The organism is Gracilibacillus ureilyticus, from assembly GCF_900111195.1.
GTDB classification, from domain to species: Bacteria; Bacillota; Bacilli; order Bacillales; family Amphibacillaceae; genus Gracilibacillus; species Gracilibacillus ureilyticus.
Genome location: NZ_FOGL01000014.1, coordinates 94,545 through 111,302, shown reverse-complemented (window position 1 = coordinate 111,302; position 16,758 = coordinate 94,545). Strand labels below are relative to the sequence as shown.

General features: G+C 36.5%; 16 protein-coding genes. 12 read left to right on the top strand and 4 right to left on the bottom strand.

Going from position 1 to position 16,758, the window contains the following annotated elements; all coding sequences use genetic code 11:
- The first annotated feature begins 39 nt into the window (after window positions 1-39).
- Complete coding sequence (locus BMW36_RS13810) at window positions 40-1,110, top strand: tetraprenyl-beta-curcumene synthase family protein (RefSeq protein WP_281243052.1); 1,071 nt, start codon at window positions 40-42, stop codon at window positions 1,108-1,110.
- Between the two features lie 62 nt (window positions 1,111-1,172).
- On the opposite strand, the gene mnmM is transcribed toward BMW36_RS13810, so the two are convergent.
- Window positions 1,173-1,748: a tRNA 5-(aminomethyl)-2-thiouridylate-methyltransferase MnmM gene (mnmM, locus tag BMW36_RS13805; RefSeq protein ID WP_089742102.1), complete on the bottom strand. Its 576-nt coding sequence runs from the start codon at window positions 1,746-1,748 to the stop codon at window positions 1,173-1,175.
- Between the two features lie 108 nt (window positions 1,749-1,856).
- Here mnmM and BMW36_RS13800 point away from each other — a divergent pair, with 108 nt between their 5' ends.
- From BMW36_RS13800 to BMW36_RS13780, 5 genes are all read left to right on the top strand, one after another.
- Window positions 1,857-2,138: a DUF2524 family protein gene (locus BMW36_RS13800; RefSeq protein WP_089742100.1), complete on the top strand. Its 282-nt coding sequence runs from the start codon at window positions 1,857-1,859 to the stop codon at window positions 2,136-2,138.
- A 160-nt stretch (window positions 2,139-2,298) separates the two neighbouring features.
- Window positions 2,299-3,027, top strand: a complete 729-nt coding sequence (locus tag BMW36_RS13795; RefSeq protein WP_089742097.1) for a hypothetical protein — start codon at window positions 2,299-2,301, stop codon at window positions 3,025-3,027.
- Window positions 3,028-3,029: 2 nt separating this feature from the next.
- On the top strand, window positions 3,030-3,404 hold the full coding sequence (locus tag BMW36_RS13790; protein WP_089742095.1) for a GntR family transcriptional regulator: 375 nt from the start codon (window positions 3,030-3,032) through the stop codon (window positions 3,402-3,404).
- On the top strand, window positions 3,397-4,077 hold the full coding sequence (locus BMW36_RS13785; RefSeq protein WP_089742093.1) for an ATP-binding cassette domain-containing protein: 681 nt from the start codon (window positions 3,397-3,399) through the stop codon (window positions 4,075-4,077). The genes BMW36_RS13790 and BMW36_RS13785 overlap by 8 nt, the downstream gene beginning before the upstream one ends.
- Window positions 4,078-4,179: 102 nt before the next feature.
- Window positions 4,180-5,955 (top strand): DNA-binding protein, encoded by a 1,776-nt coding sequence (locus BMW36_RS13780; protein WP_245711687.1) that lies wholly within the window; start codon window positions 4,180-4,182, stop codon window positions 5,953-5,955.
- A 39-nt stretch (window positions 5,956-5,994) separates the two neighbouring features.
- Here BMW36_RS13780 and BMW36_RS13775 read toward each other — a convergent pair whose 3' ends face one another.
- Window positions 5,995-7,230 carry an MFS transporter gene (locus BMW36_RS13775; RefSeq protein WP_089742089.1) on the bottom strand — a complete coding sequence of 412 codons (1,236 nt, stop codon included), beginning with the start codon at window positions 7,228-7,230 and terminating at the stop codon, window positions 5,995-5,997.
- A 338-nt stretch (window positions 7,231-7,568) separates the two neighbouring features.
- Between BMW36_RS13775 and BMW36_RS13770 the strand changes: the two genes are divergently transcribed.
- The 6 genes from BMW36_RS13770 to BMW36_RS13745 all read left to right on the top strand — a co-directional run bounded on the left by BMW36_RS13770 (window position 7,569) and on the right by BMW36_RS13745 (window position 13,066).
- Entirely contained in the window at window positions 7,569-8,207 is a 639-nt protein-coding gene (locus tag BMW36_RS13770; RefSeq protein WP_089742087.1) for a helix-turn-helix transcriptional regulator, read from the top strand.
- Between the two features lie 19 nt (window positions 8,208-8,226).
- Window positions 8,227-9,036 (top strand): pyruvate, water dikinase regulatory protein, encoded by an 810-nt coding sequence (locus BMW36_RS13765; RefSeq protein ID WP_089742085.1) that lies wholly within the window; start codon window positions 8,227-8,229, stop codon window positions 9,034-9,036.
- Between the two features lie 31 nt (window positions 9,037-9,067).
- The gene (locus tag BMW36_RS13760) at window positions 9,068-10,036 is read left to right on the top strand and encodes a 2-hydroxyacid dehydrogenase (protein WP_089742083.1); all 969 of its coding nucleotides are present in this window, start codon (window positions 9,068-9,070) and stop codon (window positions 10,034-10,036) included.
- Window positions 10,037-10,230: 194 nt separating this feature from the next.
- Complete coding sequence (locus tag BMW36_RS13755) at window positions 10,231-10,452, top strand: hypothetical protein (RefSeq protein ID WP_089742081.1); 222 nt, start codon at window positions 10,231-10,233, stop codon at window positions 10,450-10,452.
- Between the two features lie 220 nt (window positions 10,453-10,672).
- Complete coding sequence (locus tag BMW36_RS13750) at window positions 10,673-12,736, top strand: flagellar assembly protein A (protein WP_089742079.1); 2,064 nt, start codon at window positions 10,673-10,675, stop codon at window positions 12,734-12,736.
- 12 nt (window positions 12,737-12,748) lie between these two features.
- Window positions 12,749-13,066 (top strand): STAS domain-containing protein, encoded by a 318-nt coding sequence (locus tag BMW36_RS13745; RefSeq protein WP_089742077.1) that lies wholly within the window; start codon window positions 12,749-12,751, stop codon window positions 13,064-13,066.
- 44 nt (window positions 13,067-13,110) lie between these two features.
- On the opposite strand, the gene BMW36_RS13740 is transcribed toward BMW36_RS13745, so the two are convergent.
- Window positions 13,111-14,553: an MFS transporter gene (locus tag BMW36_RS13740; protein WP_245711686.1), complete on the bottom strand. Its 1,443-nt coding sequence runs from the start codon at window positions 14,551-14,553 to the stop codon at window positions 13,111-13,113.
- 35 nt (window positions 14,554-14,588) lie between these two features.
- On the bottom strand, window positions 14,589-16,727 hold the full coding sequence (nasC, locus tag BMW36_RS13735) for an assimilatory nitrate reductase catalytic subunit NasC (protein WP_089742074.1): 2,139 nt from the start codon (window positions 16,725-16,727) through the stop codon (window positions 14,589-14,591).
- Window positions 16,728-16,758: the final 31 nt, after the last annotated feature.

The following is a 16,758-nucleotide window of genomic DNA, read 5'->3' as shown; positions in this document are numbered from 1 at the left end:
GAATTATAGGAAGAAACAGACAAAGTGAGGAGAATAATTTTGACAAGCAAAATCCCGGCAAATGCTCCTTTATTAATGAAAAATGTGTATCAAAAGATTTTCCCGCAAGTAAAGAAGGAATTAAATTACTGGAGGCAAAGAGCGGAAGATATCCCTGATACGGAATTGCGTACACAGGCTTTAGCGAGTATCAGAGACAAGAAATTTCACTGTCAGGGAGGCAGTGTATACAGCGTTTTGGCTGGAGAAAGCTGGAAAGAGGCAATTCGTTTTATTGTGGCATACCAGACAATTAGTGATTATTTAGATAACTTATGTGATCGAAGTACTTCACTTGACCCTGATGATTTCCGTTTGCTGCATCAATCAATGGAAGATGCGTTAACTCCATACAATCAAGTGAAGAATTATTATCAGCTTCGAGAAGAACAAGATGACGGTTGCTATTTAACAGATTTAGTTAAAACATGCCAGAACATATTGAAAGAGATAGATAATTATCATTTGATTAAACAATATTTGCTTGAATTAGAGGCGTTATATAGTGATCTTCAGGTACATAAGCATGTGAAGCATGAAGAAAGGATACCACGGCTTGAAAAATGGTTTATGGCATATCAGCAAAAGTGGCCAATGCTTAGCTGGTATGAATTTTCTGCATGTACAGGTTCCACATTAGGGATCTTTTGTATGATTTCCTATGCCCTTGGCGAATCAATGACAGAGGATTTGGCCAATAATATTTATGACAGCTACTTCCCGTATTTACAAGGTTTACATATAATGCTTGATTACTTTATTGACCAGGAAGAAGATCGTATGGAAGGAGATTTGAATTTCTGTAATTACTATCAAAATGAACAGGAATTGGAAGAGAGGTTAGTCTACTTTGTAGAACAGACGAATACCCAGGTGAAAAAACTCCCTGATCAGACTTTTCACGAGATGATTCAGCATGGTTTAGTTGGATTATATTTGGCGGATCCAAAAGTGAAGCGAATGGATAAGGCGTACCAAATTGCCAAAAGATTAATCAGAGTCAGCGGGCCCAAGTCTCAATTTTTTCATTGGAACATTAAGATATATAATCGTTTTGCAGGGAGATATTAATATCATTATCTTCAAAGGAAAGCCAGAACAAAATTCTGGTTTTCCCTTTATATCAAGTTCAATTAGTGGACAGTCACTTCTTTAATTTTCTCCAATGAAAGAATAAATGGCGGGTGATTTTTCTGATTAATAAATTGGTACTGTAATACTTGGTAAAAATTTTGGTCAAGGTTTTGACAATAAGCTAGTAAATGATTTCTCTCCTCAGCACCTCCATCATGTCCATGATAGACAACAAGTACGATCCTTCCGCCGATTTTTAAGCTGTCTGTAATTAAATCGATCGCTTTTATGGTGGATGCTGGCTTAGTTACGATAGAGTGGTCCCCTCTTGGTAAGTAGCCTAAATTAAAAATGGCACCTGCAATTTTTTCATCTGTTCTGATATATTTATCAATTGCTTCATGTCCGTCCTGGATAAGTACTACATTTCTTTGGTGATTTGTTTCCATTCTTTTTCTTGTATTTTCAATAGCTGCTTCCTGGATATCGAATCCATAAACTTTCCCTTTTTCGCCAACTAATTTACTTAAAAAAAGAGTATCATTTCCATTACCACATGTTGCATCAATAACTGTGTCACCTTCTGAGACAATTTCCTTTAAAAGCTGATGTGAGAAAGGTAATATTGCTTTCATTATTATTGCTCCTTATCTTTACTGTAATAACGATATTTTAACAAAAATAAACGGCTTCGTGTATGGAATTATTAATCTTGTCTCACACTAGACGAGAGGTGATAGCGAATGACAACAAGAGATTCCATAGAAAACTTGTTAATTGAAGGCCAGCATATCATTCAGCAGGCTGAGGAACAATTAGATATGTCCAACCGAAGTCAATTTATGATGAATGAGGATTACAGAAATGCACAATTGGAATTGGAAAAACTGGCACAGAGTATAAACAAAGTGATGACAAGTGCCAATGCCCAGCAAAGAGAGCAGCTGCATCGTTTCCAGCTTGTCGTTAATGAAAGACTGAATGATATGATCCTTGACCAGGTAGATGTCACGAGATTTGAATAAAAAATGGTGGGACATAACTTCTTATGTTCCACTCAATAAATGTTAATGAAATAGATAATACGTTTAGCAGATTTTTTTCAGCTTATTTGCTTTATGGATTGTTTTTTTATTTGTATTAGTGTACTATTTTGATAGTACACTAATACATGAGGTGATTATATTGCAATTTATCGGGTTGTGGAAAAAGGAAATGGCTATGATGCGGGGATTCCACATTATTGTGGGACTTGGCCTGTTGGCAGTGATCGTCTGGATGATCTTTAATAAAGGTGATGAAACACAAATTGTCAGTATCACCGGACTGGCTAGTATAAGCTTGGTTATAATGCCGGCTACTATTATTTTCAGCTTAAATATGGAAGTGCATGAATTGGTTCTCTTTTTGTATAGGAGAAATACGATAGCAAAAATGATCCATATTAAATTTTTGCATGGATTTTTAAACTCTGTCGTCTTTTTTATTGCAACACTTTTGCTTGCTTTTATATTGAAGTTATTTAATCGAATTCATTTTAATCTAAGTGATTTCTTTCAGGAATTTGCATTTAATATGCTCGATTTTGGATTAATATCGATTGTTGGATCGATATTATTATATTGTGCATGGGTGCTGCAACAGTGGCTTAAATACAAAATAGGTGCTTCAATCAGCATGGTAATTATAATCGCACTGATTTACCAATGTACTTACCTTATCCCTATGATTGGTGATTTTTTAACATTTTTCAGTGGTCTGTGGAAGGTTAAATACAACGTCTTTTATGAAAGTAATCAATTGATACTCGAAGAAAATTATATTTCCTTCAGCTATATAATTGCGTTAATTCTTTTGCTGATACTTATTTATTCACTTGTCACACTGCTATTAAAGAGGAAGGTGGAGGTTTAACGGTGGCACAATATTTTCGTACAGATAAGCCGATCTATCTTCAAATAGCTGATGAGATCATTCAGGAAATTGTTAGCAATAAGAAAAGCGAAGGGGAAAAGCTGCCTTCTGTCAGGGAGCTTGCAATTGATAAAGGAGTCAATCCAAATACAATACAACGTGTTTACCGGGAATTGGAAGGAAAGAAACTAGCTGAGACAAAAAGAGGGCAGGGGACATTTGTAACAAGTGATCAGCAAATGATTAGCCAGTGGAGAAGCTTACTTGTTAAACAATATGTTCAACAGTTTATGCAAGATATGAAAAAGCTGGGATTTACCAGTGAGGAAATTCAGTCAAATTTGTCCCAATTTAAGGGGGGAGAAGAAGATGATTAAAATCGAGAATATAAGTAAAAAAGTGAGAATGAAAAGAATTCTCCACGATTGCAATGCTGAGCTGAGAATCGGGAGAATAATCGGAATTGCCGGGGAAAATGGTTGTGGAAAGACTACTTTAGTAAAGCTTCTTGCAGGCATTCTTAAACCAACCCATGGAAAAATTACAATGAATAATAACAAAGATAGAAGCAGTGTGGTTGCATTTAGTCCTGATAGTGAGTATTTTTATCCGTGCTTTACAATAAAGCAATTAATCGAATTCTATCATTCTCAGTTCAAAGACTTTGATGAAAATAAAGCAGAACAAATGGCGGATTTTTTTCAATTAGATAAAAGTGAAAAAATAAAATATTTGTCAAAAGGACAATTAGGAAGAGTGAAGATAGTGGTTACACTCTCCAGGAAAGTGCCATTTCTCATATTGGATGAACCGCTTGCCGGGCTGGATCCTATTGTGAAGCAAAAGATTATTAAAAGTATCATTCAATTTGTGAATCTGGATGAACAAACTTTATTGCTTACAACCCATGAACTATTGGAAATAGAACCATTACTCGATGAGATCATTGTAATGAAGAATGGATCCATAATTGAGCAGATGGATGTGGAAGATATTCGCACAAATAAAGAACTGGGGTTACAAGACTGGATGGAAGAAATTTATATTTGAATGTAATAATGAGTATGTGCTTACAAGTATAAAAAATTGATAATTAATTAATCTGTGGTGAAGTGGGCCGGAAATACTGAAAGTCTCATAGATGAAAAATAAATGAAACCTTTCGCACTAGTGAACCGTAAAGTATTACAGAAGATCAGAAAGGGGACATTATTAATGATAGGTGTTCTAATAGCATCATTAATAGCGATGATTATCTATTTCATCGGAGTAATTATTACAGTTAGTATCTCAAAAGAAGGGACAACGAATATATTAAAAAAAGGATTAGGGTGGTTTTTGGTTGGTTATGCAGTAACAGCAGTAATCTTTTATTTCATAATGCCGACTGTTACTGTACCTAACATGCTGATTGCTAATACTATTATCGCTGTAGTATTACTCCCGCTTTTCCTGTATTCCATACAGGTTGGGGAAAAAGCAGAGACAAGAAAACTAACTCCATTAGTTGCATTAATTACCCTTGCGGCAATAGGAATTATTATAGTAACCATTGCAGGCTTCGCCAGTCTAGATGAAGCACATCAGTCGATAGATGTATCAATGGAAGAAGAGGCAAAACCACTGTCTAAAGATGAAACACCAATAACGGTAGCACCGGAATTTGCCCGAAACAAGATTCAAAAATCAATGAGTGTTGTACCTAATCCACAATTTTATGACTTAGGCAAGCTCCAAGTGCAGAAAGTTAATGGTGAGGTAGTTTATGTAGCACCTGTTGAATTTTCGGGATTTTGGAAATTTGTACGCGGAAAAGAAACACCGGGTTATTTTACTATCTCTGCAACGAATGTAAATGCACAACCGGAATTCCATGACAGTCCAATGCAGTACACTAACTCAAGTTACTTTCACAAAAATGTCAACCGCGTAATTTATAATAAATACCCGCAATATATTCAAAGTGGGGAAGCGCAAATTGAGGTAGATGAAGATGGAAAACCATGGTATGTGCAATCTCTTTATCGCCCTGTGCATATAACAAATAAACCCGATATGAAGGAGCTTATGGTAGTTGTAATAGATCCGGTAACGAGTGATATGAAAATGTATCATACAAGTGAAGCACCGGAATTTATTGAGGGATCCATCAGTTCTGAAATTGCTTCATTGCAAAATGATTATTTTGGTAAGTATATTCACGGATGGCTGAATAGTGTATTTGGTAAACGTGATGTAAAGATTCCTAATGAGTCAGGGTCTGAATCTAGCGTGACACCAATATTTGATGAAAATGGGTCTATGTTTTACTTTACTGACCTGACTTCACCAAAAGAGAATATTGATTCTGCACTGGGATATACATTAATTGATGCCAGAACAGGTGAACTGACTTATTATAGTGGAGAGACCAATAACGCTATAATGGATAGTGAAGGTGCGAAACAAATTGTGAATAAAGAATTTCCTGAAAAACGCTGGGAAGGCTATATGCCTGTTTTGTATAATATTGACGGTAATCCTACATGGGTTGTAAATGTTCTTGATCCAAATGGCTTACACAAACAATATGCATATATTAAAGCAAATGATTCTGATTTTGTTGTTTTTGGAGAAACTGCAAACAAGGCACTCGATGCCTACCGGATGGCACTGCTGCAGAATCCAGGTAATGTCGGAGCGACGGATGAAGCTTTGTTGGAGACGAAAACAGGTGAAATTAACCGCGTTCTCGTTACTTCAACAGAGCAAGGGCAGGTTGTACAGTTTTTATTACAAGCAGATCAAACAATATATACAGTAAATGCAAGTAACGTACCTTTAGCTATATTTTTAGAAAAAGGTGATAAAATTACTGCAGAAGTTAATATGTTAGACAACGGAACGGCAACTGTTGAAACAATGAAAATAGAAGGATTAACACAATAGGAAAAAGCATGGTGCTCAACTTGTGAGCCCATGCTTTTTCTATAAAATATTTTCTGCCTTTTTTAGTCTTCGGTAAATCTCCATACATATAGTCCCGCACAATAATGCAGTGAGGGCAAGGAAAAAATAACCTGCCTTCATGCCTAACTGATTACTAGCTTCATAGGTTGGGCGTAGTGATAATACTGTAACGCCCTGGATAATATAACCGATCAGTAAATTCGATAATACGGTACCAATTCCAATTAATGTAACAGTAAATGTAATTGCAGTATCTGTACCTTTAGTGTATTTTTTCGCAATAAGTGCCATCATTGTAGGATATATGGGGCCAATACCGAATCCGGAAACAGCAAATAATATGGCAAATTTCTCCCCAGCGAATATAGGTATCATACTGGTGATCCCTGCAAATAGGGAAAAGAGAATGATAGACTTCGTATATCCGAAGCGATCTGTTACAGGACCGAGTAAAAGCCTTGCCAGCATAAATGAGAAAAAGAATATCGATAACATAGCTGAAGCATCCTCTAATTGCCATTCATTAACTTTTACTAAATAATTGACAAGCCATGAAGCCATCCCTAACTCCGCTGTCACTGCCATAGATAATGCAAAAACGATTAACCATGCAATAGGATCCTTTAATAGTTTTTTGATAGATGTACGATCTTCTGTCTCATCATTGTTATTTTTTGGAAATCTGCTCAGTAGGACGGGGACTAATGGTAATAAAGATAAAGACAGCATAATCATATACATTCCCCGCCAACCGAGAATGGCAGAAGAAATTTCCCATCCCATCAAGTGTGCTGCAACGATAGGTGCCACTGTTGAACCAAGCCCGTAAAAAAAGTGTGATAAGTTAAGCATCGTGCCTGTATTTTTAGTGAATATTCTTGCAGCAATTATTGCGAGTCCAATCTCCAGCATTCCATTTCCTAAATATAGAAGGAAATAGCCTCCTGCCAGTGTAGTAAAATTTATAGATAAGTAAATAGAAAACCCGGAAAAGGCCATTAAAACAAATGTAATAATACTTGTAACTTTTGCGCCGATCTTGTCAATTAACCATGAAGTAAAAGTACAGGCAATTAAAAAGCTAAAAGAGTTAATTGCGAGTAAAAGTCCGAGCTTACCATCGCTCAGATTAAACTCTGTCTGCATGTCGGGGAGTGCTGGCCCCTTAATATTTTCCGAAATACCGAAAATTAAAAAACCACCGAAAACAACCATCAATAAAAGGGCGTAATTTGTTCTGTTATGAATATTCATGAATTCTTCTCCTGTATTCTTCTAAGTATGACTATATTGTAAGTGCTTAGATGAAAAGTGTAAACAACCATGTACCCAAATGCTTTCCCGAGAATTTAACTTTGTTCCACTACTATAAATAATGCATCATTTTTACATATAAGAGTGCATTAAATGGACCGGTTCTGCCTGTTTTTTGGACAAAAAATGTCTGATAAGAATTTTATGTATGAATTAACGTACCTTTTTCAATTAATCATTAAAAATATGTTATGATTATAGAGGAATATAATTACTGATGACGAAGTAAGGGAAATGAATATTACTTGATTTGGGATGGATGGATCAGGAGGAAAAGAATGATCGAATTTACGAAAAGGCAACAGGAAATTATTGAAATATTAAAGAAACATGAACCTATAACTGCAGAACAAATAGCCGAAATGCTTGGAGTCAGTAAAGGGACGATTCGGTCTGATTTGGCTGTACTGGTAATGACCGGAAATATTGAAGCCAAACCTAAAGTAGGATATTTTTTAGGAAAGAAAAGTCTTAACCATATGGAACGGTCAGAATGGTGGCATAAAACACCTGTAAAAGAAATTCAGAGTGTTGCTGTTACTATAGATGCCTCGACTACTGTTAATGATGCGGTAATCTCACTTTTTCTAGAAGATGTGGGAACATTAGTTGTTGTAAATGAAGATAATTTCCTTTCGGGAATTGTCTCCCGGAAAGATTTATTAAAAGTAACATTAGGGAATGCGCAGGCTGCTTCTATGCCAATTCAACTTGTTATGACAAAAAAACCAAAAGTTTATACAGTTGAGCCTGATGACAGTGTGTATGAGGCTGCTCGGAAGTTAATTTATTATCAAATTGACAGCTTGCCTGTTGTAAAAAAAGTAAACGAAAATCCTCATTCATTAAAGGTAGTAGGAAGGATTACGAAAACAAATATTGTTAAGTCATTAATTGAAGTGGAGTCAGAAGCATAGAACAAAGGGGAGCGTAAGTATGGTATTAAATAATAGGTTTATTTATGTATGTTCAGATGCTGTTGGAGAGACTGCCGAGGCAGTTGTAAGAGCTACCATCAGACAGTTTACTAACAATGAAGTCGGAGTTAAGAGATATAGTCATATCCAGACTGAAGAAGAAATTGAAGCAATTGTTGGTAAGGTAAAGCAAAATCACAGTTTTATTGCATATACTCTCGTTCAGCCGGAATTACGTGCAAAAATGCAACAGGAAGCAATTCGCCAGGATATTCGGGCGGTTGATGTTATGGGTCCGATGATGCAAGCATATATAGACACCTTTAATGATAATCCGAAACCGGAGCCTGGCCAGAGACAAGTATTGGATGAAGAGTATTTCAAACGTATCGAGGCAGTCGAATTTGCAGTTAAATATGATGATGGCAAAGATGTAAAAGGATTACTGCTAGCGGATGTTGTGCTTATCGGCGTTTCGAGAACTTCAAAGACACCATTGAGTATTTTCCTGGCACATAAAGGGATTAAAACAGCTAATTTACCTATTTTGCCTGAAATGGAACCGCCAGAAGAGTTATTTGAACCAGCTGACAGAATGGTAGTCGGTTTGACTATCGATCCGGGACATCTGCTTAAAATAAGAACAGAACGTTTAAAGACATTAGGTTTGCCTGCACAGTCAAAGTATGCATCAATGGATCAAATAAAAAAAGAACTGAAAACAGCTGATAATTGGATGAAACAATTAGACTGTCCTGTGATTAATGTCTCAGATAAATCAATAGAGGAAACCGCAGGAATTATTATGAAAATTCGTTCAGAAATATAATTTAATTGTTTTACTATGGAGGAGTGAGTTGATGAAGAAAAAGGTATTAGTTACAGAACCAATCCCACAAAAAGTTATCGAGTATTTAGAAAAGGAAGTTGAATTAGAGAGATGGGATAAATCAGAAAAAATGCCAAGAGAGCAACTACTTGAGAAAATCCCGTCTTTTCATGGATTACTAACCTCTAAAGATACTATTGATAAAGAGTTTTTGCAGACAGCTAATCGTTTGGAAGTCGTTAGTAATATCTCAGTTGGTTACGATAATTTTGATGTGGAAGCGATTAAAAAAGCGAATGTTCTGGCAACACATACTCCATATGTCCTTGATGAAACAGTGGCAGATTTAATTTTTGGATTATTATTGGCAACTGCCCGTCGTATTCCCGAGCTGCATCAATATGTGAGAGAAGGTAAATGGAATCGGTCTGTTGATCATACCTTATTCGGATATAATGTTCATCATAAAAAACTGGGTATCATTGGTATGGGAAGAATTGGCGAGAAAGTGGCCAGACGAGCAAAATCAGGGTTTGAAATGGATGTTAGTTACCACAACAGGAATAGGAATAAAAAGGTGGAAGAAGAGCTTGGTGTATATTATGAAGAAATGGAAGAACTGTTGCAAACTTCGGACTTTATTCTGTTAATGACACCGTTAACAAAACAAACCTTTCATTTAATCGATGAAGAGGCATTTCGAAAAATGAAGCGAACCTGCTTTTTCATTAATGCTGCGAGAGGTGCTGTAGTTGATGAAGATGCACTGATTAATGCTTTAAGGAATAAGGAAATATTAGGGGCAGGATTGGATGTATTTGAACAGGAACCGGTCAGTCCGGCAAATCCGTTACTTAAAATGGAGAATGTTGTTACATTGCCGCACATTGGATCTGCAACAGCAGAAACTCGCGAACAAATGAAGTTATTTGCAGCAAAAAATATGATACAAGGCCTAAGAGGAACAAAACCTGATGCATTAATTAAAGAATTGCAGTAGAAAGAACAAGAGAAGTCATGGGATAATGGGCATTTTTTAAAAGATATATCATATAATGCGAGCACAGCGAACCTTAGCAGGATTCTCTGTGGCATGAGAAAATGCAGAAAAATGCTTTCAAATTGGAATGAATCATGTATGATAGTATTTGTGAATATATGATTGGCAGAAAAATGTGGTAATGAGGTGGGAAAGTGGATATAATTAAAGAATCAATGCAACTCCCGGTTGATAATTTTTTAGGAATGTTAATTTATGCTGTAATATATATGTTGACTGCCGGTGTTGTTGCATCCTTGGCACTCCGTTTTATACCGAATAAAATCCCATATGGTGTAAAGAGTGTTATTGTTTTTCTAGTAATTCTTATAAGTATTTTTCTATGGTGGCAGACAATAATTAAACCTACAATCTAAGAAAGAATTTAATAGCAAAGTACTTCTTATAAAGAAAAGCGTTTTTCTTATTCCTTTTTTAAGAAGTATTTTTTTAATTAAAGGAAATCTACTTAAAAGCAGGTTTGTGAAGTGATATCCATGGTTATTTACATATTAATGGTGGAATAATGAAGTAACAGTATAGAAAGAATCTAATATCAGCATTTATTCACTGTTCGTCCAATGAGGAGGTATAGCCATGAACCATATAATTTCAAAAGGCAAGTCTGTAGAAGAAGCTGTTGAACGTGGTTTGCTTCTGATGGACGCAGCCAGGGAAGAGGTAAATATAGAAATTATTCAGGACAGCACGGGAGGATTCTTAGGGTTACGAAAGAAACCAGCTATTGTAAAAATATCACTTTCTGCTAAAAAGAACGGCGAAGAGTCCAATACTCAATCAGAAGAACCATTACTTGAGGAAATGATAGATTCTCTGGAAGAATTATCAGAACCAGAAGTAAGACCAGCTCCAGTTAATAAATCTCATTCCATTGGTAAGAACGATGCAGAAATAGCATCGGTAAATAATAATCGACTTTATATTAAATCTGACGACAGTAAGCATTTTGCCACAATATCAATTGGTGAAGGAATAAGTTTCTTTAAAAATGGTCAGTTAATTTCAGATAAATCAGTAATTGTCAGTCCTAAAGATGATTACAGGCTGGAATATGAAAGTTATGAAGAAAAACCTACTTCATGGACGGTAGTAGTTTCTAAAGACAAGTTAGAGGCAATATTGGAAGTTAAACCTGGTGAGGTTATTCTAAGAAATTTAAAAAATGTTCCACCCGGTGATCACATTGCTTTAGAGTTGGAAGAGTCCGTAAAGCCTGTTAATTCACTAACACGAGAACAAATAATTGAACAATTGAAAAATGACAATGTTACATTTGGATTAAATGAGAAGGCTATCCAGCATGCGATAGAATCTAAGAATAACGGAAAGTTTGTCGTTGCAGTTGGTAAAGAGCCAAAACATGGATTAGACGCAGAACTGGAAGTTAAGGTTCCGGTAAATACTGAAAATGGACTTGTAGAAGATGAACATGGAAATGTGAACTTCCGTGATACAACGATTATACCAAATGTTGAAGTTGGGACAATTATTGCTATTTTACATCCGTCAATCCCCGGCTTACCAGGGATGTCTGTATTAGGAGAAGAACTTGCTGCAAAACAGCCCAAAGATCTGCGCGTTATCTCCGGTTCAGGTACTAATATCCTGGAAGATAAAATAATATCAACAGAATCCGGAAGACCAGTTATCGAACAAAGAGGCAGAACAGTTAAAGCAATGATTATGGCAAAGCTTGTTCATGATGGCAATGTGAATCTTTCTTCAGGGAATATCCGCTTCAGTGGCGATATAGACATACTGGGGGAAGTTGAAGAGAATATGACAGTTGAAGCCGGTGGAGATATTTTTATTCACAAGGCAGTAAGTGAAGCTGTACTTACTGCTTCCAAGTCCATTATTACAAAAGGAAATGTCTTTAACTCAAATTTGACAGCGGGGAAACATAATCTTCTTATCATGGAACTTGGCCACATATTACGAATCCTTGATAAGCATATGGATAAAATGCTGCAAAATATTCAGCAGCTGACAACAGCTAAAGCTTATAAATCAAATGAACTGCTCTCCAAAGGATTAAAGCCGTTAATTATACTGCTGCTGGAAAAAAAGTTTAGAGATTTCAAAACTCAGGCAAAAAGGTATGTAGATATTGTGGGAAAAGCTGCCGATTTTATTGAAGAACCTGAATGGAAAACTGTTGCGGTTGAGTTGAAAGCACTTTTTTTAACATTGTCAAATCAAGTTGTTTCATTAGATAAGCTGGAAAGACTTCAGGAATTAATGAAAGAACTGGCGAGCTCAACCGAAGCAGATGTTGAGCCCAATTCGTATATTACCCTTGCCAATGTCACAAATAGCAAAATATACTCAAGTGGAAATGTAACGATAATAGGTAAGGGATGTATCAACTCAAAAGTACACTCTGGCGGTAAGTTAAACATCAGTGGAATTTTAAGAGGTGGAGAGGTATATGGCCGACTTGGCATAAATGTCGGAGAGGTCGGCACAGTTACTGGAACAAAAACGGTATTATCGGTTCCTGAAGATCAATCAATTATTATTATGAAAGCGCATGAGGGAACCATAATAAGAATCGGAGATGCAATTAGACCAGTTGTTAAAGAAACGACATTTATTAAAGCGAAGCTCGATAAGGAAGGACAAGTCGTATTTGGATAGGGAGGGTTGTAAATGCTTGAATATCAAGTAAAACATATAAATGACAGGTGTACAGTTTTATTAGCAGGTGATCTTGATTTTGATTCTACTGAAAAAGTAGCCGAGGATCTCGCACCACAAATCCTCCAGTATGAATCCATTCAATTAGACTTCCAGAAAGTTAATTTTGTTGATTCATCAGGAATGGGTTTATTAATTCAATTAGTAACCACATTAAAAGACAATGATAAAGAAATTAAAATTGTGAATGTGAATAAAGATATTTTAGAAGTTTTTGAGCTTGTTCAAATGCCGGAGATTATAGGACATGATGTCATGGAAGATAACTAGCAGAAAATAAAGTGAGACCGCCCGTTGGAAGTCTCACTTTATTATTAGTTGATTCTCGCTAATTTTTTTGTGACGTTGGTTTTTGTACTTAGCTTTGATTGCAGTTGTAAGGTAAGTGTTGTTAAGAAGCAAAGTAATAGTCCAATGGAAATAGTGAGAAAGAATATGTTATATTGAGAAACATTTAATACAGCCAGAAAGCACAATGAACCAATATTTCCATAAGCACCGACCATTCCGGAAATTTGTCCTGTCTGGTTTTTCTTAATCAGTGAAACCATGGAAAAAATTGCTCCGGAAGCTGCCTGGCTGATCAGTGAGCAGCATACAATCAACAATATGACTAAATAAATTGGCCAGCTGTTTTGCATAAATGACATACCTGCATATAAACATGACAGGAGTGCGAGCAAAAGTAACAATATTTTTTTTCGGCCGAACCGGTCACTTAACCATCCGCCTGCCGGTCTTGCAAACAGATTGGTAAAAGCAAAACTGCTGGCTATCGTACTGGCAATAACAGCATTTACAGCAAAGCTGTTTTGGAAGTACATTGGCAACATGGAAATGATAGCTAACTCTGATCCGAATGTAGTAAAATAGCCCATACTCAGAATAGCAACATTTTTCATAGAATACTTTTCAGTGTCAGGTACTTTATTTTTAATATATTCTTCATTTCTTCTCCACCTTTTACCCATGTTGAATAAATAAGTGGTCCCTGTAATTAGAAATGACAGCAATGCTAAATGATCAGAAATGATATTATTTTGATTGAGGGTCCATATGAGTATTCCAATCCCGCCATAAATTGGGAAAGAAATGATTGTTAATATGATGAGATCGCTTTTAGTAGTTGCTTGTAACGGTGCCACATTTTTTGTATATGGAAACTCTCTCCAATCAGGTGTGTTCTTTGCTGTAAAGTAAAAAACTATTCCGTAAATTAGCGCTAATATACCAGTAAGCAGAATGGCATATCTCCATCCATTTTCTCCGCCGATAATTAATGCAAGTGGTGGTAAAGTTAGTGCAGCAAACGATGAGCCAAAGTTCCCCCAACCAGCATATATTCCCTGTGCAAAGCCTACCTTGCCTGCAGGAACCCACTCTGTTACCATCCGGATTCCGATAACAAAACTTGCACCAATTGTCCCGAGGATAAGTCTGGATATTAGCAACTGTACGTAATTTGTCCCAATAGCAAAAAAGAAACAAGGTACACTCATTGTTATTAACAGGATAGAAAATACCTTTCTCGGTCCGTAGCGGTCTACTAACCGGCCAATAATGATTCTGCCGGGAATACTTAATGCAAGATTAACGATCATTAATGCTCCAATTTCTTTATCTGTCAAATCTAGCTGTAACTGTATAGTTGATTGAAATGGTGCCATATTAAACCAAACCATTACACTAATGAAAAATGCAAGAGTAGAAATGGTTACCATTTGCTTTTGTCCGTGATAATTGTTTTTGGTTGTCATAATAATCTCCCTGTAATAAAGGTTCGTAAAATTAGTTAGTGATGGAAAGGACTAATTGTGGCTACACTCATCTTAAATCCAGGCATTCGACAATAGGGATCAAGCTGTTCTCCTACAAGCCTGTTGACATTTTGGTTTTCTGCCCAATGGAATGGTATAAAAATGGTGTCTTTACGAATAGACTCAGAAAATTGACTGCGAACAATGATCCAGCCTTTTTCTGAAGTTACTTTCACTAGTTTGTTTAGTTCTATGCCGAACTTCTGTGCAGTATCTGGATGGATCTCCATATAGGCTTCCACATTTCTTGCTGCTAGTGATGGACTCTTTCTAGTCTGTTCACCTGTTAAATAATGGGACATCACTCTTCCGGTAGTAAGGTAAAGTGGATAATTTGAGCTTATTGCAGGTTTGCGTTTTATCGTATCAATTTTTACTACTGCCATTCTTGCTTTACCACCTTCATGAGCAAATTTTGTTTCAAATAGACGTATCGTTCCTGGTGTTTCTTCTGATGGACATGGCCATAGAACGCCATTTTCTCTCCTTAGGCGATCATAAGTAATTCCGTAATAATCAGCTTTACCCCCGCGGCTCGCAACCCTTAATTCTTCAAAAATACTTTCAGCAGAATCATAATTAAAGTATTTTTCTTTGCCTAACACTTTGGCAATTTCACATAAAATTTGCCAATCATGTTTTGCCTTCCCCTGAATAGGGAAGCTGGCTTCTCTTAACAAAACCCTGCCCTCTAAATTGGTGAATGTACCCTCATCTTCGAGATAGGATGTGGAAGGTAAAACAATATCTGCTAACTGAGCGGTTTCTGATAAAAACAAATCAGCAACAACTAAGAAAGATACTTTTTCCAATGCCTTTTTCACGAAGTTAGTATTTGGATTGGAAATAACAGGATTGGAACACATAATAAACATACTCTTAATCTTATCCTTATTAATATGCTCAAACATTTCGTAAGCAGAAACACCTTTTTTCGGGAGGTCCTTTTCCCTTATGCCCCATACCTCTGCAATATAATTTCGATCAGCTTTATTTTCGATCGATCGGTATCCAGGCAATTGATCGGCTTTTTGACCATGTTCTCTTGCTCCCTGGCCATTTCCTTGTCCTGTAATGGCACCATAGCCGGAATAAGGTTTACCGATTTTTCCTGTTGCAAGTAAAAGATTTAAAAAAGCCATAACGGTTTCGGTACCGTTGATTTGCTGCTCGATCCCCCGGGCGGTAAATATCATTCCTGATGGCTCATTAGCAAACACTAACGCTGTTTGATAAAGTTCTTCCATCGAGATCCCTGTTTCATTAATAATTTCTTCAAAATTTAATGAAAGAATGTAGTCTTTTACGAGATCAAAATGCTCCGTGCGATCAGCAATAAATGCATCATCAATTAATCCTTTTTCAATCATTATTTTCAACAGACCATTTGCAAGAGCGATATCTGACCCTGGTTTTAATTGAAGGTGTAAGTCAGCGAGTTTAGTTGTACTTGTTTCTCTTGGATCAACTGCAATAATATATGCTCCATTTTCTTTTGCTTTTTCAAAGTAGGGCATGATCGTTGGCTGGCATTCTGCAATATTGGTGCCGGCGAGAATCATCACACGCGTGTTAGGAATCTCATTTAAACCGAATGTAAACCCGCGGTCAAGTCCAAATGTCATATTAGCGCCTGTCGCAGCAGAGGCCATACAGAGTCTGCCATTATAATCAATATATTTTGTCTGTAAGGCTACTCTTGCAAATTTTCCTAGTAAATAGGCTTCTTCATTCGTAATAGATGCACTGCCATAAACGGAAATGGCATCTTTGCCATACTCATGCTGTATTTGCTGAAACTTGTTTTTAATAGTTCTCAATGCAGTTTCCCAGGATACTGGAACCAATTCATCGTTTATTCTCATTAAAGGCTGTTTCAGTCTGTCATTATGAAGGGCGTGCTGATGGGCGTTCATTCCTTTTACACACAATCTGCCCTGGGAAGTTGGATTGTCCTTACCAATCGTTTTGTATTGCTTTCTTGATACAATTTTCTGTTCAATTAATTGCATTTTGCATTGCATACTGCAATATGGACACTGGGTATCATATACTTTTTCTGACTGTGCGTTTTGCTGTTTATCACGGAAATACTTTAACATTAGTTCTGTCATACGGTGGTCATCCTTTCTAACGAGTTCACAA